We start from the raw sequence: 20,024 nt of genomic DNA on the forward strand, positions 1-20,024 counted from the left end.
TCACGGTCAGGCATTACAGCAGTTCTGCCAGCATCTTCTCAAGTTTGCCCTGATCAACGGCAAAATTGCGGATACCTTCGGCCAGCTTCGCCACCGCCATTGGGTCCTGGTTGTGCTGCCACAGGAACTCAGACTCGGTCATGCGGGCCGGACGCGCTTTCACTTCACCGCTGTAGCTCAGCTTGCGCTCCAGCGTGCCTTCGCTTTCTGCCAGCTCTTTCAGCAGCGCAGGCGAAATGGTCAGACGATCACAACCAGCCAGTTCGATGATTTCGCCGACGTTACGGAAGCTGGCGCCCATCACCACGGTTTCATAGCCGTGCTGCTTGTAGTAGTTGTAGATTTCAGAAACCGATACCACGCCTGGATCTTCGTGCGCGGCATACTCTTTCTTATCGGTGTTGGCTTTGTACCAGTCGAGAATACGGCCAACAAACGGTGAAATCAGGAACACGCCCGCTTCAGCACAGGCACGCGCCTGGGCGAAGGAGAACAGCAGCGTCAGGTTACAGTTGATGCCTTCTTTTTCCAGCTGCTCCGCCGCGCGGATACCCTGCCAGGTTGAAGCCAGTTTGATCAGGATGCGATCGTTGCTGATACCGGCATCGTTATAGAGTTTGATCAGGCTGCGGGCTTTGGCGATGCTGCCTTCAGTGTCGTAAGAGAGACGGGCATCGACTTCGGTCGAAATGCGGCCGGGGATCAGTTTGAGAATTTCCAGACCGATGTTAACCGCCAGCTTGTCAGAAACCAGCTGCAACTGCTCTTCTTTGTTGCTGCTCTGCTCACGCGCCCAGCCGATCGCTTCATCGATCAGTTTGCGGTATTCAGGGATTTGTGCGGCGTTGAGAATCAGAGAAGGGTTGGTAGTAGCGTCCTGCGGCTGGTACAGCTTCATGGCTGCAATATCACCGGTGTCGGCTACCACGGTGGTGAGCTGACGCAGGGAAGTAAGTTTGTCCGTCATGTTCTTTTCTCTTAGTTAACTGTCAGGGTGAAAAAAGGCTGTTGCGATAATATCACGCGTCAACGGTGGCGCAAGGTCAGGGAATGCCGTTTACCATAGCGTGAACAAATAGGTGTGATTCGTCATTCTTTGCGGCTTTTTTGGTACACTGCGTGGCTTAACGAACAGCCAATTCCCTGTAAAACCAGGTGTTAACCGAGGAAGCAACTATGTTGATGGTGATCTCGCCCGCCAAGACGCTGGATTACGAAAGTCCGCTGGCGACCCCGCGGTTTACCCAGCCTGCCCTGTTAGAAAAGTCACAACAGCTGATTGAAATTGCGCGCGATCTGTCACCCGCCAGCATCGCCTCGTTAATGGGCATCAGTGACAAGCTGGCGCACCTCAATGCCGAGCGTTTTAACAGCTGGCAGCCCGATTTCAGCCCGGACAACGCCCGCCAGGCGATTCTGGCGTTCAAAGGGGATGTCTACACCGGCTTGCAGGCTGAGACCTTCAGCGATCAGGATTTCGATTTCGCTCAGCAGCATTTACGTATGTTGTCCGGCCTGTATGGCGTCCTGCGTCCGCTGGATCTGATGCAGCCCTACCGGCTGGAGATGGGCATCCGGCTGGCCAATCCGGCTGGCAAAGATCTCTACAGCTTCTGGGGCGATCTGCTGACGGAGACGCTGAACGCCGCGCTGGCGGAACAGGGTGACGCGGTGCTGATTAACCTCGCCTCTGACGAATACTTCAGGGCGATCAAACCGAAAAAGCTGCAGGCGCAGCTGATTAAGCCGGTGTTCCTCGATCAGAAGAACGGCAGTTATAAAGTGATTAGCTTCTATGCCAAGAAGGCGCGCGGATTAATGAGTCGCTTCGTGATTCAGCAGCGTCTGACAAAGCCGGAACAGCTTAAAGCGTTTGATGTGGATGGCTATGCTTTTGATGCTGCCAGCAGCAGCGAGACGGAGCTGGTGTTTAAGCGCGCCGGGCTGTAACCGGCTGCGCCCGTGGTGCTTCCCGTTATTCGGGAAGCACCACAAAGGGTTATTTCAGCAGAAAGGCCCGCAGTGCGGCAAAATCGGCCTGCATCTGATGTGACAGCAACGGCAGTTCTGCCCGCTCCGCCAGCTCTGGTGGCAGCGTCAGCGTCTGCTCCAGAATCTCTTCCACGCTCTCTCTGAATTTCGCCGGATGCGCGGTGCCAAGGAACAAACCATACTCCCCATCCTGCAGCTGATCGCGCAGCAGACGCCAGGCAATCGCAGCGTGCGGCTCAGAGATATAGCCCAGTTCCGCCAGCTCACGCATGGCGGCGCGGGTGGTCTCATCCGAAACCGCGCCGTAGGCCAGATCGGTTAACCGCCAGGTCTTACGGCGGAATAGCTCTTCAACGCGCGGCCAGTTGTTAGGCTGGCTGACATCCATGGCATTCGACAACGTCGAGACCGTCAGATTCGGCTGCCACTCGCCGTTACCCAGGAAGCGCGGCACCGTATCGTTGGCGTTAGTGGCTGCGATAAAGCGCTTGATCGGCAGACCCAGCGATTTCGCCAGCAGACCGGCGGTCAGATCGCCAAAGTTGCCGCTCGGCACCGACACCACCAGCTGATTACGTTTTTCCTGTGGCAACTGGGCGACCGCTTCAAAGTAGTAGCAGATCTGCGCCAGCAGGCGGCTGATGTTGATGGAGTTGGCTGAGTTCAGACCAATCGCCTGCTTCAGCTCTGCATCATCAAACGCCTGTTTCACCAGCGACTGACAGGCATCGAAATCGCCGTCGATAGCGATAGTTTCGATGTTGCCGCCCAGGGTACAGAAGAGTTTCTCCTGCAGCGGGCTGATTTTGCCCTGCGGATAGAGGATCACCACCCGCACGTTCTTCATGCCGTAGAAAGCGTGCGCCACGGCCGCACCGGTATCGCCGGAGGTGGCGGTTAAAATGGTGATCTGCTCATCTGAGCCGCTGACATACGCCAGCATTTGCGCCATAAAACGGCCGCCGAAATCTTTAAACGCCAGCGTCGGGCCGTGGAACAGTTCCAGACAGGCGATATCTTCACTGACCGCCTTGACCGGTGCCGGGAAAGCAAACGCGGCTTTAACACGCTCAGCCAGTTGGTGGGCCGGGATTTCGTCACCAATATAGGCCGAGAGAATTTTGCTGCTGCGGCTGACAAAATCCATCTCCAGCATCGCGTCGATGTCGGTCAGTTCAAACTCTGGCAGCTCAAGCGGGAAAAACAGCCCCTGCTGCGAACCCAGACCCTGTTTCACCGCCTGGGCGAAGCTGACCTGCTCGTTGTGATCCTTTAGATTGTAGAGTTTCATGCGTTATCCCAATTGTCGTGCGCCAGCCGTGTCAAGACGGCAGATATGGACGAAGCCTTCATCATTCTGCAGATAGTGCTGGCTCAGCCAGTCAGCCATCCGCTGTGCCGTTTCCATCTGATTGCAAACGGCGAAAAGTGTCGGACCGGAGCCGGAAATCCCGCAGGCCAGCGCGCCAATATCCTGCGCGGCCTGCCGTGCATCGGCGAAGCCTGGCAGCAGTCGGGTGCGATAAGGCTCGGCGATCACATCCTGCATCAGTTTAGCTGCCAGCTGCGGCTGACGCGTATGGCAGGCATGAATGAAGCCCGCCAGCAGACGGCCATGCTTGATGCAGTCCTCTTTACGATACTGCGCCGGCAGAATCGCGCGCGCTTCGGCGGTAGAAACTTTAATGCCTGGGTAGGCCATCACCCACAGCCAGTCATCAAAGCCCGGCACCGGCTGGCTGATAATGTCGTTCTCTTCCAGCATCAGCTGAATGCCGCCGAGGAAGCACGGTGCCACATTATCATAATGGACGCTGCCGGAAATCCGCCCTTCCAGTTCACCCATCAGCAACAGCAGCTGGCTGTCGCTGAGTGGCTTGCCGCAAAATTCGTTCATTGCCATCAGGCCAGCCACCACCGAACAGGCGCTCGACCCCAGCCCGGAGCCGATCGGCATGTTCTTCTCCAGCGTCATCGCCACCGGAATCTCTTTCCCCAGCGCCTCGCAGAACCGCTGCCAGCACTGATAAACGATATTCTCTTTGGGATCGGCTGGCAGCTTAGTCACGAAACGGCCCGCGTTGGTCAGGCTGAAGCGATCGGCCGCTTCGACCGAGACGCAGTCGCCCAGCAGCGAGCCATCCACCGGCGACACCGCCGCGCCCAGCACATCGAAGCCGACGCTGACGTTACCAATTGAGGCCGGTGCATAAATTTTTACCATTATTAAACTCCCAACTTCCATGACAGCGTGCGCAGCAGGTCAGCAAAAACACCGGCTGCCGTCACATCATTTCCTGCACCGTACCCGCGCAGTACCAGCGGAATCGGCTGATAGTAGCGGCTGTAAAAGGCCAGCGCGTTCTCGCCGTTTTTCACTTTATACAGCGGATCGTTACCGTCAACGGCATCGATTTTCACTTTGCAGACGCCGCCCTCTTCAATCACCCCGACGAAGCGCAACACTTTCCCTTCATCGCGTGCCTGCGCCACCCGTGCGGCAAAGGCGTTATCCAGCTCCGGCAGGCGCTGCATAAACTGTTCGACATCCTGAATGGCGGTCAGACTCTCCGGCAGCAATGGTTCGATCTCAATGTCGCTCAGCTCCAGCTGGTGACCCGCTTCACGGGCCAGAATCAGCAATTTACGCGCCACATCGGTGCCGGAGAGATCGTCACGCGGATCGGGTTCAGTGAAGCCCATTTCGCGGGCCATATTCGTCGCCTGAGACAGCGTTACGCCCTCATCCAGCTTGCCGAAGATAAACGACAGCGAGCCGGAGAGAATACCGGAAAAGCGCAGCAGTTCGTCACCGGCATTCATCAGGTTCTGCAGGTTTTCGATCACCGGTAAGCCTGCGCCGACGTTGGTGTCGTAGAGGAATTTACGTCGTGACTTCGCCGCCGCCGAGCGCATCTGCTGGTAATAATTCCACGACGAGGTGTTGGCCTTTTTGTTCGGCGTCACCACGTGGAAACCCTCGCTGAGGAAATCCGCATATTGATCGGCCACCGCCTGGCTGGAGGTACAGTCGACGATCACCGGGTTCAGCAGATGGTACTCTTTCACCAGACGGGTCAGACGGCCGAGGTTAAACGGCTCTTTGGCTTCGCTCAGCGCCGCTTTCCAGTTGCTCAGATCGATGCCGTGTACATGGGTCAACAGCGCGCGTGAATTGGCGATGCCGCAGACCCGCAGATCGATATGCTTCTGCTTCAGCCACGCCTGCTGACGGTGTAACTGATCCAGCAGCGCGCCGCCCACCCCGCCAACGCCGACCACAAACACTTCGATGACCTGATCGGTGGCGAACAACATCTGATGCACCACACGCACCCCGGTGATCACTTCGTCATTATTCACCACCACCGAGATCGAGCGCTCGGACGAGCCCTGGGCAATCGCCACGATATTGATGTTGGCGCGCGCCAGCGCCGAGAAGAATTTTGCCGAAATGCCGCGCAGCGTGCGCATACCGTCACCGACCACCGAAATCACCGCAAGGTTTTCAATGATATCCAGCGGATCGAGCAGGCCATCTTTCAGTTCAAGATAGAACTCCTCTTCCAGCACGTGGCGCGCCCGCGCCAGTTCATTCTGCGGTACACAGAAGCTGATGCTGTATTCGGAAGAGGATTGGGTGATCAGCACCACCGAGATACCGGTGCGTGACATCGCAGCAAACACCCGAGCCGCCATTCCGACCATCCCTTTCATGCCAGGACCGGAGACGTTAACCATCGCCATATTATTCAGGTTGGTGATGCCTTTGACCGGATTCTCATCCAGCTCGCCCTGGCCGCCAATCAGCGTGCCGGGCGCCTGCGGGTTGGCGGTATTTTTAATCAGGCACGGGATCTGGAACTGGGCAATCGGCGCGATGGTACGCGGATGCAGCACTTTGGCACCAAAATAGGAGAGCTCCATCGCCTCCTGGTAGGACATCGATTTCAGCAGGCGCGCATCCGGCACCTGGCGCGGATCGCAGGTATAGACGCCATCGACATCGGTCCAGATTTCACAGCAGTCAGCGCGCAGACAGGCCGCCAGCACCGCTGCCGAATAGTCTGAGCCGTTACGTCCCAGTACCACCAGTTCACCGCGCTCATTGCCGGCGGTGAAGCCGGCCATCAGGATCATATTCTGTGGCGGGATCTGGCTGGCGGCAATGCGACGGGTCGATTCGGCGATATCTACGGTCGATTCGAGGTAGTGACCAACTGCCAGCAGTTTCTCGACCGGATCGATAACGCTGACCTCGTGGCCTCGCGCCTGCAGCAGCGCTTCCATAATGGCGATCGAGAGTTTTTCACCGCGGCAGATAATCGCCGCATTCACGCTGTCGGGACATTGCCCTAACAGGCTGATGCCATGCAGCACCTGTTTCAGCTGAGCAAACTCAAGGTCAACGCGGGTTTTCAGGCGATCGTACTCAAAGCCGGGCTGCGCGTCCGCCAGGCCCTGCAGCAGCGCGCTGAAGATGCGTTCGGCATCGCTGATATTCGGCAAAGCGTCCTGACCACTGATGGTTTTTTCGATCATCGCCACCAGATGGTTAGTAATCTTCGCTGGCGCAGAGAGCACGGTTGCAACCTGTCCTTGTTGCGCATTATTTTCCAGAATGTCGGCGACGCGGAGAAACCTTTCCGCATTCGCCACCGAGGTCCCGCCGAATTTCAGCACTCGCATAATTTAAACTCTCCTGAATTTAAGCCGAAAAAAAAGCCCGCACTGTTTAGGTGCGGGCTTTTTTCTGTTTTTTCCTGTATGCGTCAGCCCGCACCGTTACCTGAGGTAATGGTGGTGGTAATGATTGTGATGTTCAGGCTGTTTTTACGCATTGAGATTTATTTTCTGTCTGTTTTTGTCTGTCCGTCTGGCCTTCAGAAGTAAAGCAAAGCGCACGTTAAGTCAACGAATTTGTCCGAAGGTCAAATTTTCGGCACTGCGCACAGCTGCCTGTGAAAGCGCTAAATCGTGTGCGATCGTTTGCCATGCTAAAATTCTCTACGATCTGTCGCTGGAAAATCCGCTTTTTCCCGAGGATTTATCTATAAGTTTTTTTTCTATGTCATGCAGCAGGCGGTGCAGCATCGCGCTGTCACGCTGTTCCAGCAGGCCAATGCGCTGGTTAATCCAGTCTGCCATTTTCTCGTCGTCGCTGACTTCCAGCGTCTGCAGTAACTGATGAAAACGCTGACGCAGCGCCTGTAGCTGCTGAGCGTCTGCCGCCGCGACTGCCGGTGCCGCCACCTGATTCAGCTTCGCCAGCTGATAGCAGTAGACCATGACCGCCTGCCCCAGATTCAGCGATGGGTAGTCGTTCGCCATCGGAATGCCGGTCAGCAGATCAACCTGCTCCAGCTCCTCATTGGTCAGCCCGCTGTCTTCACGTCCAAAGACCAGCGCCATGCTGTTCACCCACTGACGCTTTTCCAGCAGCTGAATTTCAACCTGTTCAGGCGTGGCGTAATAGCGGAATTTTGCCCGGCTGCGGGCGGTGGTCGCCACCGAGAAGTCAATATCCGCTAACGCCTCAGCCAGGGTCGCGTAGGTCTGGAGGTTATCGAGGATGTCGCCGGCACCATGCGCGACCCGGCGCGCTGCCGGGTCCTGCCAGGCGTCACTGGCGACAATCCGCAGCTGGCTAAAGCCCATGGTTTTCATCGCGCGCGCCGCAGCGCCAATATTTTCTGCCCGGGCAGGCGAGACCAGAATCAGGGGAAAAAGCATGTTTATTCCGTTGGGTTTGCTGACATAACGCCATATTAACACGGCTGTTAATGATTTAGCCGCCTCGCAGAAACAACAAAAGCAGATGTTAAAACCACCAGAAATCGATGCCAAACGCGTTTTTGCGGCTCAGATGGGCCTTATTTATAAAATCGTTATAAATTCATTGAAATTCAGTAAGCTAAAATACCGTTCCCTTTCGGTTATAGTTTGCAAATTACGCGCCGCAAATGTAGCAAAAATGCTGCTTTTTGTGAGCTAAGCAGGCAATCTACGAGAAGTTTTTCACAAAAGTGTTAACGTGCTACAATTGCATTTGATATAAGTCAACGAAGCGTTGTTTTTATGCTTATCGGTTGTAGTTGGTGCTGTTAGGTTGCTGTTAATGCAGTTAGGATATGCGCCATTATCTTTCTCTCACGGGGCATGCGATTTTCATCCTGACTGGCTGAGCTAATACTGTTGTTGACGTTGATAGATGGCTTATCAGAATAGTATTCCGTACAACGGTTCAGCACGGTCCGCCGCTCTCGATGATGAAGAACGCCATAGCGCTGTACGCCCTGTTTTTAATTTGTTGGCAAATTTTAGGTAGCTAAACATGCAGACCCCGCACATTCTTATCGTTGAAGACGAACTGGTCACGCGTAATACCCTCAAAAGCATTTTTGAGGCGGAAGGTTATGTGGTGTATGAGGCGACGGATGGTGCTGAAATGCATCAGGTGCTGACCGACAATGACGTCAATCTGGTCATTATGGACATCAACCTGCCCGGTAAAAACGGCCTGTTACTGGCCCGTGAACTGCGCGAACAGGCTAACGTCGCTCTGATGTTCCTGACCGGCCGTGATAACGAAGTCGATAAAATTCTCGGTCTGGAAATTGGCGCTGACGACTACATCACCAAGCCCTTTAACCCGCGTGAACTGACGATCCGTGCCCGCAACCTGCTGTCACGTACCATGAATCTGGCGCTGCCAAGCGAAGAGCGTCGTCAGGTTGAGAGCTATAAGTTCAACGGCTGGGAGCTGGATATTAACAGCCGCTCGCTGATCAACCCGAACGGTGAACATTACAAGCTGCCGCGCAGTGAGTTCCGCGCCATGCTGCACTTCTGCGAGAACCCGGGCAAGATTCAGACCCGTGCGGATCTGCTGAAAAAAATGACCGGTCGCGATCTCAAACCGCATGACCGTACCGTCGATGTGACCATCCGCCGTATTCGTAAGCATTTCGAATCAACGCCGGATACGCCAGAGATTATCGCCACCATTCATGGTGAAGGTTATCGCTTCTGCGGCGACCTGCAGGACTAACCGGTCCGCTGGTAAAAAAACGCCCTGACGGGCGTTTTTTTTTGCCTTAGCGCCACGGCATAATCGGGACTGCGCTCAGGGCATTTTTCGGCGAGCCTTCCACCACTTTATCGGAGTAGGTCAGATAGACTAAGGCGTTGCGCTTTTTATCGAAGAAGCGTACAACCTGCAGCTTCTTGAAGATCAGTGAGGTGCGCTGGCGAAACACCACGTCACCCTGCGCTTTGCCCTGCGCAATCTTCTCACTCAGCTCGACCGGCCCGATCTGCTGGCATGAGATGGCTGCGTCAGAGGTGTCTTCCGCCAGACCTAATCCGCCCTTGATGCCGCCGGTTTTCGCCCGACTGATATAACAGGTTACATTTTTAACATCGGGGTCATCGAAGGCCTCAACGACAATCTTGTGGTCGGGTCCGAATATCTTGAACACCGTATCTACCGAGCCAATTTCCTCGGCGAGCAGCGGGCTGGAAAAGGTCAGAGTGGCAAACGCGGCGATCATAAGACGAGATATTGTCATGGAGTTACCATTGCAAATGGAATAGACGAGACTGTAATGTACTGTCAATCGAGTTAATGACCAAACCAAAACGGGTTTAAGCCCGCACTGATGTAGCACCATCTTCCTGAGAAAGCTGCCCACGCCTTTTGAGCATTTAGTGCTATTATTCGACGACTGCGTTTAGCTGCACCACCAGAGTATGAGGATGTTTTATGGACCAAGCCGGTATCATTCGCGATTTGCTTGTCTGGCTGGAGAGCCATCTGGATCAACCCCTTTCACTGGACAACGTCGCCCTGAAAGCAGGTTACTCTAAATGGCATTTACAAAGGATGTTCAAGGACGTCACTGGCCATGCAATTGGCGCTTATATCCGTGCGCGACGTCTGTCAAAGGCCGCAGTTGCACTGCGTCTGACCAGCCGCCCGATTCTGGATATTGCCCTGCAGTATCGTTTTGACTCGCAGCAGACCTTTACCCGTGCGTTTAAAAAGCAGTTTAACCAGACGCCGGCCTGGTATCGCCGCTCTTCAGAGTGGAATTCATTTGGCATCCGTCCGCCAATTCGCCTCGGCGATGAGACGCAGCCTGAACCGAGCTTCGTTACCTTGCCGGAAACGGTGCTGGTGGGGCAAACCCAGAACTACACCTGTACTCTGGAGCAGATCTCCAGTTACCGCGACGAAATGCGCATCCACTTCTGGAAGCAGTTCCTGCTGGAGACCGATACGGTGCCGCCGGTGCTGTATGGCCTGCACCAGGTGCGCGCCAGCCAGGATAAGGATGATGAGCAGGAGATCCTCTACACCACCGCAGTGCCGGCCGACAGCGCCATGAATCTGCACTCCGGCCAGAGCGTGATCCTCGAAGCGGGCGATTATGTGCAGTTCACCTACACCGGACCGCGCGTTGAGCTGCAGGAGTTTATCCTGTTGCTGTACGGCACCTGTATGCCGACGCTGGGCCTGACCCGCCGCCAGGGACAGGATATTGAACGGTTTATCACCGACGGTGGTAAAAAGCGCAGCGAGCCGCCAACAGAGATCCGCTGTGAATATCTGATTCCGATTCGTCGCCAGCCCGCCGCCAGTTAAGCCCTTCTGCCGTCATGCCGACGGCAGAAAGTACTTCTCTTTAGCGCTGCAGTTCGTCGAGCGCCGGCGCATCAAGATGGGAAATATCCCCGGCCGTTTCCACCACCCAGCCCTGCGCCAGCCAGGCGCTCTGTTGATGATCGACGCGTGAGATCGAGCAGTTACGCAGCCGCAGACGCCGCTCCGCATGGGCTGGCAGGCCGAGGATGGTGCTGACCAGTACCCCCAGCGCCATGCCGTGACTGACAATCAGTGGCCGGCTGCCCGCAGGCAGATCGAGACAGGCATTCAGCGCCTGATGCATCCGCGTGGCCATCTCGGTCATCGACTCACCGTTCGGGATACGTCCCCCTTCGGTACCGTTAACCAGCGTGGCGCGCCACTGCTCCTCTTCGGCGGTTAACCCGTCGAGCGGACGCTTCTCCAGCACCCCCATGTTCAGTTCGCGCAGGCGAGGATCGAGCGTCACCACGCAACCACAGGCATCGGCGATGATCTCAGCCGTGTGGCGCGTACGCCCGAGATCGCTGGCGATAATGTGCGTGATGCCCAGACTCCTGACGCGTTCACCCACCTGATGGGCTTGTTGCTCACCTTTTTCCGTCAGCGGACTGTCGGACTGACCCTGAATGCGGCGTTCCGCATTCCATACCGTTTCACCGTGACGAACAAGATAGACCTGTAGCATGCTTAGTTTCCGTTATACTGCGACAAAAATCGCCTTAGAGCCTTCCCCATCAGACGTCATCGTTGCAGGCAGTCTGGCGAGAGGCAGCGCGAAACAACCGGAGCGTACAGGCAGTACGTAAGGGTTGTGGCACTGCTCAGGTTCAGGCTGGCCAGTAAAATAGCCTGATGGGCCAGGCTCTTAATCACCTAAGGGTTCAATCAATTATGTACCATGTTGTCGCAGCCACCACCAACCCAGCGAAGATTCGCGCGATTGCGCAGGCATTCAACGACGTTTTCGGCGAGGGATCCTGCCATATTGAAGGGGTCGAGGTCGATAGCGGCGTTGCCGCACAGCCGTTAACCCATCTTGAAACGCGAACTGGCGCACGTCAGCGGGTAATGAATGCCCGACAGGTCCGACCTGAAGCAGCATTCTGGGTGGCCATTGAGGCCGGCATTGAAGATGACTGCGCCTTTGCCTGGATGGTGGTGGAAAATCAGAAACAGCGTGGAGAATCCCGCTCGGCCAGCTTCACGTTGCCGCCGGTGGTACTGGCTGGACTGCGTGAAGGCCGCGAGCTGGGCGAGGAGATGGCACGGTTAACCGGCATTGAGAATATTAAACAGCAGGGCGGCGCGATTGGTGCTTTTACTCAGGGCCTGCTCAGCCGCTCCAGCGTCTATCATCAGGCACTGATCCTGGCGCTCTGCCCGTTTGTTCATCCGCTTTATCAGCAGTGATCAGCGACGGCCCAGATGCGCTTCCAGCCAGCGTTTCAGCTCGGGCGGGGCCTCTTTCAGGCTGTTTGAGCCACGCGTGATGGTTGCAATGCCGACCCCAAGCTCGTTTTTCAGCTCGCGCTGGCTCATCTCGCCGTTCATCAGCTCTTCAATAATCCGCAGACGGGTGCCAAAGGCTTCGCGCTCATCCGGTGTCATCATCAGCTGCATCAGCGGCAGCGCGTGGCCGTCCGCAAACGCCTGCTGCATCAGCCCGACAAAGCGATGCCAGCTATCCTCTGCCAGGTGCGCATCGGTGGGGGAATCAGGTTGGGTCATGAAGAGGCTTCCGTACTCGCTAAAGAGTACGGAAGCTTAGCACAGCTAGTAACGGCGATTCCACTCAGCATCTGACAGGATCTTGTCAGGCTGGCCCATGAAGTGACGATAGTAGGCGTCATACGCCAGAACATTCTTCACGTAGCCACGGGTTTCTGAGAACGGAATGGTCTCAATAAACGCCACCGCATCGAGGTTACCGCCACTGACTTTCTGCCAGCTGCGTACCCGTCCAGGCCCGGCATTGTAAGCCGCCGAGGCGAAGATCCGGTTCTGACCAAACTGCTGATAGACATACTCCAGGTACTGCGTCCCGATCTGGATATTGGTCTCCGGGTCCAGCAGCTGACTGGTATTGGCGTAACCCGGAATATTGTACATTTTGACGGTATGCGCCGCAGTGGCTGGCATGATCTGCATCAGGCCGCTGGCACCGACCGGTGAGCGCGCTTTCGGGTTCCATGCACTCTCCTGACGTGAGATAGCCATCGCGTAGCTCGGCGGGATCTGCTTATCCTGGGTATTACGCTGATAGACGCTCTGCCACGCCAGCGGGAAGCGCTCTTTCAGGCTGTCCCACATTTTGGCGGTAATGGTGGCCTGCACGCTGAGATCCCACCAGTCCTGCTCGTTGGCGTAACGCGCCAGCATCTGCTGCTGACTGTGCGGCCGGCTGGCAATCAGGTTAGCCCATTCGCTGCGCGCCAGGTTATCCAGTCCCCAGTACATCAGCTCACGAACCCGGGCCAGCTCTGCGCCCTGAACCGTGGCACTATCGGGCTTCGGCGCTTCATCGACCTGCAGCGGATAGTCCACACCCAGTCGCTGCGCCGCTACCATCGGATAGAAGCCGCGCGCCTGCATCAGCTTACGCAGGATCTCTTCCGCTTCCTCTTTGCGATCTTTTTCAAACAGCAGATCGGCCTGCCAGTATTGCCACTCATCCTTCTCTTTAGCTTCCAGCGGCAGGCGGGCGATCCAGGTATTCAGACCGCGGCGATCGTGCTGGGAGAGCGCCAGCCGCACCCGGCGTTCCACCAGCGCGGTCGATTCGCTGTTCATCACTACCGCATCACGCCAGCGCGCCTGTTCTGAAGTCAGGTCGCTGCCCATCATGCGCCACACCACGATCTCCTTCAGCGCCTGCTCATCCTCCGGCCCCATTTTCTGGGCACGCGCCAGAATCGGGATCAGGCTGCGGGCGTTTTCCATATCCTGCCGTGCTACCCGCGTGAAGGCGTAAAGAGTGGCCTGACGGGTAAAGTCTGTTGGTCCGACGGCGCTGGCAAAGGTGCTGACCGTCAGCGGGTCCTGCTGCAGCGCCTGGATCGCATCTGACATGGTCTGGTAATCGGCCGGCAACGATTTCGCCAGATAGCTCACCAGGCTGTCGTTGCCCGCTTTCATCGCCAGCCGGATGCGTTCCAGAATGGTAATCGGTGAGAGCTGGCCGGAGGCCTGCCATACCGAGAAGAGCTTATCGCAATCGTTGGGCAACGCCGTGCCGCGCAGCCAGATCTGCTTCGCGCCGTCAAAAGCCGCCTGCTGCTGGCCGGTGGCCCATTTGGCGTAGTACCAGTTACAGCGCGCCTGCACCGGTTTCGGCTCGGTCGGACTGAAATTAAGCACGCCCTGCCAGTCCTGGCGATGCGCCAGCACGTTGATAAAACGGGTGCTGAGCGAACGCGCCGGTGGCAACGTCGGATACTGACGGATAAAGTTTTGCACCGCCAGGCTGGTCTCCTGATCGAGATCCTGCGCCAGCAGACGATACTGCAGATAAGGATAAAGGGGATAATCCTGTAGCGTTGGCAACAGCTGATCCACCGTGGCCATCTGGTTACTGTCCCAGGCCTGTTTAATTTGTTGATAACGCTGTCGTTGTTGATCAAGCGAATCGGCCCATGCGCTGCTGGCCGTGCCGACCAGGCAGATCCCTATCATCCAGTTACGCCACTTCACCACGTAAATCTCCTCTGTTGCTGGGCGCCGGCAGGTTGCCAGACTCCCTTCATGCTAACCAGGCCACCCGGCTCTTGCCATGTTCTTCACAAAATTTACGCACGCAGAGGTTAAACGCACCGTCATCGCCCGTCCGCTGCGCCGCAATTGTGCAAATAATCATCACAAAAACTTATGGCAACCACACTTAACGCGTTGAATCATAGCGTTAAAAAAATGGCACAGCCTTTGCTCTGTTGAACCCCATCTTGTATACCAGCTGGAATTCAACGTATGGCTTCGACCTTTGGCTTGACCCTTCACGACTGGCAGCAACGCTATCAATCGGCACCGCAGCAGATTATTCCGCTGCTGGAGGCGCATCTGGCGGCGCTGGACCCGCAGGATAACGCCTGGATCTATCTCGCGACCCCGGCTCAGCTGATGGCGCAGCTGGAACCGCTGCTGGCGCAGTACCAGCGCGATCCCGCATCGCTGCCGCTGTTTGGCGTGCCGTTCGCCGTCAAGGACAACACCGATATTGCTGGCTGGCCGACCAGCGCCGCCTGCCCGGCCTTTACCTATATCGCAGATAACGACGCGACGGTGGTCGCCAGACTAAAAGCCGCTGGCGCGGTGGTGATTGGCAAAACCAACCTCGATCAGTTTGCCACCGGCCTGGTGGGCACCCGTTCACCCTATGGCGCTGTCTCTAATACCTTTGATGCCGACTACGTCAGCGGCGGCTCCAGCTCCGGTTCCGCCTCGGTGTTAGCGCGCGGGCTGGTCGGCTTCTCACTCGGCACCGACACCGCCGGTTCGGGTCGGGTCCCGGCCGGATTTAATAATATTGTTGGCCTGAAACCCACCAAAGGCTGGTTTTCTGCGCACGGCGTGGTGCCGGCCTGTCGGCTGAATGACACGCTCTCCGTCTTTGCCCTGACGGTGGAGGATGCCTTTACCGTCGCCACTCTGGCCGGTGGTTATGACGCCGCTGACGCCTACTCGCGCGTCAATCCGCATACCGCACCGGCCAGCCTGCCCGCTCACCCTCACTTTGCCATCCCGGCGAATCCAGAATTCTTTGACGATGCGGCAGCCGAAGCGGCCTGGGATCGGGCGCTGGAAGCGCTGCTGATTGCGGGCGTAACGCTGCAGCCGATTGATTTCACGCCGTTCAGCCAGCTGGCAGAGCAGCTCTATTCCGGTCCCTGGGTGGCCGAGCGTACCGCCGCGGTCGGCGACATGCTGCATCGTCCGGCGGAGATGGACCCGGTGGTGCACGGCATCGTCGCCAGCGGCCTGAAATACAGCGCCGTTGAGGCGTATCAGGCGGAGTACCTGCGGGCGGAGCTGACGCGTCAGATTCAGCAGACTCTGGCGCAATTTGACGCGCTGGTGGTACCGACCTCGCCCACCATCCACACGCTGGCGGAGATGAAGCAGGAGCCGGTGGCGTACAACTCACAGTTCGGCACCTACACCAACTTCACCAACCTGGCCGATCTCGCCGCGCTGGCGCTGCCCGGACCGTTCCGCAATGACGATTTACCGGCGGGCATTACGCTGATCGCGCCTGCCTGGCACGATCGTGCGCTGGCCGACTTTGGGTTGCGCTGGCAGCAGCAGTTAGCGCTACCGCTCGGTGCCACCGGCCAGCCGCAGCCGACCCGGTCGCGCGTCCTGCCGCCTTCAGCCGATCACGTACGGGTGGCGGTGGTCGGCGCGCATCTCACCGGGATGCCGCTTAACTTCCAGCTCACCAGCCGTCAGGCGGTGTGGGTGGAGGAGACGCAGACCGCGCCGGATTATCGCCTGTTTGCGCTGCTGAATGGGCCGATCAAAAAACCTGGCCTGATGCGCGACGATCGCGGTGCCGCTATCACCGTCGAGCTGTGGGATATCCCGCTGGCGCGCTTTGGTGAGTTCGTGGCGGAGATCCCGCCGCCGCTGGGCATCGGCAGCCTGACGCTGGCGGACGGCCGGGTAGTAAAAGGCTTTATCTGTGAAGGGTCCGCGCTCAAAAACGCGCTGGAAATTACTGAAACGGGCGGCTGGCGCAACTGGCTGGCGACGCAAGGGAGTCACTAAACCATGTTCAGCACCGTACTCATTGCCAACCGTGGCGAAATCGCCTGTCGCGCCATCCGTACCCTGAAACGCCTGGGCGTGAAAAGCGTGGCGGTCTACTCCGATGCCGATCGTAATGCGCAGCACGTTAAGCAGGCCGATGTGGCGATCGCGCTGGGCGGCGATAAAGCCAGCGACAGCTATCTGCGCATCGACAAAATTCTGGCAGCAGCGCAGCAGAGCGGCGCTGAAGCTATCTGGCCGGGCTATGGATTCCTGTCCGAGAGCCTGCCGTTCGCCGAAGCCTGTGAGCAGGCGGGCATCGCCTTTGTCGGCCCGACAGCGCAACAGATCGGCGAGTTCGGTCTGAAACACCGCGCCCGTGAACTGGCCGCACGCGCCGGTGTGCCAATGACGCCCGGCACGCCGCTACTGGATTCGCTGGAGGCGGCATTGCAGGCCGCCGATGAGATCGGTTATCCGGTGATGCTGAAAAGCACCGCGGGCGGCGGCGGGATTGGCCTGACGCGCTGCGCCGATGCCGCGGCGTTAGCCAGCGCCTGGGAGAGCGTGCGTCGTCTGGGCGAACAGTTCTTCAGTGATGCTGGCGTATTTCTGGAGCGCTGCATCGATCGCGCCCGCCATGTCGAAGTGCAGATCTTTGGCGACGGTCGCGGCACCGTGGTCGCGCTGGGTGAGCGCGACTGCTCACTGCAGCGGCGTAATCAAAAAGTGGTGGAAGAGACCCCGGCTCCGGGCCTGTCGGCCGCCACGCGTGACGCCCTGCTCGCCTCGGCGGTGCGTCTGGGTGAGCTGGTCAACTACCGCAGCGCCGGTACCGTCGAGTATATCTATGACGTCACTCAGCAGGCGTTTTACTTTCTCGAAGTGAATACCCGGCTGCAGGTTGAGCATCCGGTCACCGAATGCGTGACCGGGCTGGATCTGGTCGAGTGCATGTTAAAAGTGGCGGCGGGCGATGAGATCGACTGGCCGCGCCTGCAGCAGCCACCGCAGGGCGCCGCCATTGAAGTGCGGCTCTACGCGGAAGATCCGCTGAAAAACTTCCAGCCGAGCCCCGGCCTGCTCACCGCCGTCAGCTTTCCCGCCGGCGTGCGCGTCGACAGCGGCATTGATACCGGCAGCGAAGTCTCCAGCTTCTACGATCCGATGATCGCCAAACTGATTGTGCACGCCGACAGCCGCGAGGCGGCGCTGGAGAAGATGCAACAGGCGCTGGACGCCACTCAGCTGCATGGCATCGCTACTAACCTCGACTATCTGCGGCAGATCGTGGCGACCGGGGCGTTTCGCAGCGGCGCGGTCTGGACCCGATATCTTGATAGCTTCACCCCCTCCGCGCCGGTGATTGAAGTGCTGCAGCCCGGTACCTTCAGCTCGGTTCAGGATTATCCCGGCCGCCTCGGCTACTGGGACATTGGCGTTCCGCCTTCCGGCCCGATGGATGATTTCGCCTTTCGGCTGGCGAACCGGATTGTCGGTAACGACGAATCTGCGGCGGGTCTGGAGTTTACCCTGCAGGGCCCGACGCTGCGCTTCCACTGCGATGCGATTATCGCACTGACCGGCGCAGACTGTGCGGCGACGCTGGAGGGCGAGCCGGTCAGCAACTGGCAGCCGCTGACGATCAAAGCGGGACAGACGCTGGCGCTGGGTCGCGCGCAACAGGGCTGCCGCGGCTATCTGGCGGTACGCAACGGCCTCGACGTGCCGGAATACCTCGGCAGCCGCAGCACCTTCTCGCTGGGCCAGTTTGGCGGCCACGCCGGACGGACGCTGCGCGTCGCGGACATGCTGACCCTCTCCCGGCCTGAACTGCCAGCCTGCACCACACCGCCGCCGATCAGCGCGCCACAGGCACCCGATCCGGCCATGATCCCGCACTACGGCACCGAATGGCGCATTGGCGTGCTCTACGGCCCGCACGGCGCGCCAGACTTCTTCACCCAGGCCGCTATCGACGAATTTTTTGCCAGCGACTGGCAGGTCCATTACAACTCCAACCGCCTCGGCGTGCGGCTGGTCGGCCCGAAACCGAGCTGGACCCGCGCCAACGGCGGCGAGGCGGGCCTGCACCCTTCTAACGTCCACGACTGCGAATATGCCATTGGTGCCATCAATTTTACCGGCGACTTCCCGGTGATCCTGACGCATGACGGCCCGAGCCTGGGCGGGTTCGTCTGTCCGGTCACCATCGCCAAAGCCGAGCTGTGGAAAGTCGGTCAGGTTAAACCGGGCGATCGCATTCGTTTCCATCCGATCGCGGCTGATGAAGCACTGGCGCGGGAAAAGGCACAGCAGCAGGCGATCGCCACGCTGCGCCCACATCATTCCCCCGCGTTTGCTATCCCTTCGCTGGCCGAAACCGAGCACGGTTCCGCCACCGTGCTGGCCGCACTGGACGCCACCGCAACCACACCGCAGGCGGTTTACCGTCAGGCGGGCGACAAATATGTGCTGATTGAATATGGCGATAACGTGCTGGATCTGGCGCTGCGACTGCGCGTTCACCTGCTGATGGCTGCACTACGCGAGCGGGCGGTGCCCGGCGTCGAAGAGCTGTCGCCCGGCGTGCGTTCGCTGCAGGTGCGCTACGACAGCCGCATCCTCAGTCAGTCTGAACTGATGTCGCTGTTGCTGACGCTGGAAGCGACGCTGGGCGACGTCAGCACGCTGAAAGTGCCGTCGCGCGTGGTCTGGATGCCGATGGCGTTTGAGGACAGTGCCACGCTGGATGCGGTAACCCGCTATCAGGAGACGGTACGGTCCAGCGCGCCCTGGCTGCCAAACAACGTTGATTTTATTCAGCGTATCAATGGATTAACCGATCGCGAACAGGTGCGCGACACCCTGTTCAACGCCAGCTATCTGGTGCTTGGGCTGGGCGATGTCTATCTCGGCGCGCCCTGTGCGGTGCCGATCGATCCGCGCCATCGTCTGCTGAGTTCCAAATACAGTCCGGCACGCACCTTCACCGCCGAAGGCACGGTCGGCATCGGCGGCATGTACATGTGCATTTACGGCATGGATTCACCCGGCGGCTATCAGCTGGTTGGCCGCACGTTACCGATCTGGAACACCTTCCTGAAAAACCCGCAGTTCGCGGCTGAAGAGCCGTGGCTGCTGCGCTTCTTCGATCAGGTGCGTTTCTATCCGGTGAGCGAAGCCGAACTGACGCAGCTGCGGGAAGATTTCCGCGAAGGCCGCGCCAGCGTACGGATTGAAGAGACAGAGTTTGATTTCGCTGCCCACCAGCAGTTCCTGGCGGACAACGCCGGGGAGATTGCGGCCTTCCGCCAGCGTCAGGCGGCCGCGTTTGAGCGGGAAGTAACGCTGTGGGCAGAGGAAGAGCAGAACGCGCCGCTGACGCCGGATGCCCCGCCGCCGGTCGCTGAGCAGGATGAGAGCGCGCTGGCGGTGCAGGCCGATATGAATGGCAACATCTGGAAAGTGCTGGTGCAACCGGGTGAGACGGTCAGCGCCGGTCAGACGCTGGTGATCGTCGAGGCGATGAAGATGGAGCTGGCGATTGTCGCGCCGCAGAACGGACGGGTGAAACGTATTGCCTGTCAGGCGGGTCGTCCGGTGAGTCCGGGCGAAAGCCTGCTGTGGCTGGAATAAG

At 58.4% G+C, this 20,024-nt stretch carries 16 protein-coding genes and 1 other annotated feature; of the genes, 6 read left to right on the top strand and 10 right to left on the bottom strand.

Features of this window, described 5'->3' with window-relative positions:
- Positions 1-13: 13 nt before the first annotated feature.
- On the bottom strand, positions 14-967 hold the full coding sequence (gene tal / locus LZU96_RS17165) for a transaldolase (RefSeq protein WP_013356716.1): 954 nt from the start codon (positions 965-967) through the stop codon (positions 14-16).
- Positions 968-1,176: 209 nt separating this feature from the next.
- Between tal and yaaA the strand changes: the two genes are divergently transcribed.
- Positions 1,177-1,950 (top strand): peroxide stress protein YaaA, encoded by a 774-nt coding sequence (yaaA, locus tag LZU96_RS17170; RefSeq protein ID WP_233985345.1) that lies wholly within the window; start codon positions 1,177-1,179, stop codon positions 1,948-1,950.
- A gap of 49 nt (positions 1,951-1,999) precedes the next feature.
- Here yaaA and thrC read toward each other — a convergent pair whose 3' ends face one another.
- From thrC to LZU96_RS17190, 5 genes are all read right to left on the bottom strand, one after another.
- On the bottom strand, positions 2,000-3,283 hold the full coding sequence (gene thrC / locus LZU96_RS17175) for a threonine synthase (protein WP_233985346.1): 1,284 nt from the start codon (positions 3,281-3,283) through the stop codon (positions 2,000-2,002).
- Between the two features lie 3 nt (positions 3,284-3,286).
- Positions 3,287-4,216, bottom strand: coding sequence for a homoserine kinase (gene thrB / locus LZU96_RS17180; protein WP_233985347.1), 930 nt, complete (start codon positions 4,214-4,216; stop codon positions 3,287-3,289).
- A 2-nt stretch (positions 4,217-4,218) separates the two neighbouring features.
- Entirely contained in the window at positions 4,219-6,681 is a 2,463-nt protein-coding gene (gene thrA / locus LZU96_RS17185) for a bifunctional aspartate kinase/homoserine dehydrogenase I (protein ID WP_233985348.1), read from the bottom strand.
- A gap of 26 nt (positions 6,682-6,707) precedes the next feature.
- Positions 6,708-6,826: a sequence feature (Thr leader region), on the bottom strand.
- Positions 6,765-6,833, bottom strand: coding sequence for a thr operon leader peptide (gene thrL / locus LZU96_RS23625; RefSeq protein WP_409520461.1), 69 nt, complete (start codon positions 6,831-6,833; stop codon positions 6,765-6,767). Its footprint overlaps the feature before it by 62 nt.
- Positions 6,834-6,999: 166 nt before the next feature.
- On the bottom strand, positions 7,000-7,725 hold the full coding sequence (locus tag LZU96_RS17190) for a tRNA/rRNA methyltransferase (RefSeq protein ID WP_233985349.1): 726 nt from the start codon (positions 7,723-7,725) through the stop codon (positions 7,000-7,002).
- A gap of 601 nt (positions 7,726-8,326) precedes the next feature.
- On the opposite strand from LZU96_RS17190, the gene arcA reads away from it, so the two are divergent.
- Positions 8,327-9,043 carry a two-component system response regulator ArcA gene (gene arcA, locus LZU96_RS17195; RefSeq protein WP_046289182.1) on the top strand — a complete coding sequence of 239 codons (717 nt, stop codon included), beginning with the start codon at positions 8,327-8,329 and terminating at the stop codon, positions 9,041-9,043.
- A 46-nt stretch (positions 9,044-9,089) separates the two neighbouring features.
- Here the strand turns inward: arcA and creA are convergent, their stop codons facing one another.
- Positions 9,090-9,563 (bottom strand): protein CreA, encoded by a 474-nt coding sequence (creA, locus tag LZU96_RS17200; RefSeq protein WP_233985350.1) that lies wholly within the window; start codon positions 9,561-9,563, stop codon positions 9,090-9,092.
- A 194-nt stretch (positions 9,564-9,757) separates the two neighbouring features.
- Between creA and robA the strand changes: the two genes are divergently transcribed.
- Positions 9,758-10,639 (top strand): MDR efflux pump AcrAB transcriptional activator RobA, encoded by an 882-nt coding sequence (robA, locus tag LZU96_RS17205; RefSeq protein WP_233985351.1) that lies wholly within the window; start codon positions 9,758-9,760, stop codon positions 10,637-10,639.
- Positions 10,640-10,679: 40 nt separating this feature from the next.
- Here robA and gpmB read toward each other — a convergent pair whose 3' ends face one another.
- A complete protein-coding gene (gene gpmB, locus LZU96_RS17210; RefSeq protein WP_233985352.1) occupies positions 10,680-11,327 on the bottom strand; it encodes a 2,3-diphosphoglycerate-dependent phosphoglycerate mutase GpmB in 648 nt (215 codons plus the stop codon).
- A gap of 206 nt (positions 11,328-11,533) precedes the next feature.
- Between gpmB and yjjX the strand changes: the two genes are divergently transcribed.
- Positions 11,534-12,052 carry an inosine/xanthosine triphosphatase gene (yjjX, locus tag LZU96_RS17215; protein ID WP_031376028.1) on the top strand — a complete coding sequence of 173 codons (519 nt, stop codon included), beginning with the start codon at positions 11,534-11,536 and terminating at the stop codon, positions 12,050-12,052.
- Here the strand turns inward: yjjX and trpR are convergent, their stop codons facing one another.
- Positions 12,053-12,370 carry a trp operon repressor gene (gene trpR, locus LZU96_RS17220; protein ID WP_233985353.1) on the bottom strand — a complete coding sequence of 106 codons (318 nt, stop codon included), beginning with the start codon at positions 12,368-12,370 and terminating at the stop codon, positions 12,053-12,055.
- A gap of 45 nt (positions 12,371-12,415) precedes the next feature.
- Positions 12,416-14,335: a murein transglycosylase gene (gene sltY / locus LZU96_RS17225; protein ID WP_233985354.1), complete on the bottom strand. Its 1,920-nt coding sequence runs from the start codon at positions 14,333-14,335 to the stop codon at positions 12,416-12,418.
- Positions 14,336-14,605: 270 nt separating this feature from the next.
- Here sltY and atzF point away from each other — a divergent pair, with 270 nt between their 5' ends.
- Both atzF and uca read left to right on the top strand, forming a co-directional pair.
- Entirely contained in the window at positions 14,606-16,402 is a 1,797-nt protein-coding gene (gene atzF, locus LZU96_RS17230; RefSeq protein ID WP_233985355.1) for an allophanate hydrolase, read from the top strand.
- Between the two features lie 3 nt (positions 16,403-16,405).
- Positions 16,406-20,023 (top strand): urea carboxylase, encoded by a 3,618-nt coding sequence (gene uca, locus LZU96_RS17235; RefSeq protein ID WP_233985356.1) that lies wholly within the window; start codon positions 16,406-16,408, stop codon positions 20,021-20,023.
- Position 20,024: the final 1 nt, after the last annotated feature.

Origin of the sequence: Pantoea agglomerans (assembly GCF_021397715.1) — a bacterium.
Taxonomy (GTDB): Bacteria; Pseudomonadota; Gammaproteobacteria; order Enterobacterales; family Enterobacteriaceae; genus Pantoea; species Pantoea astica.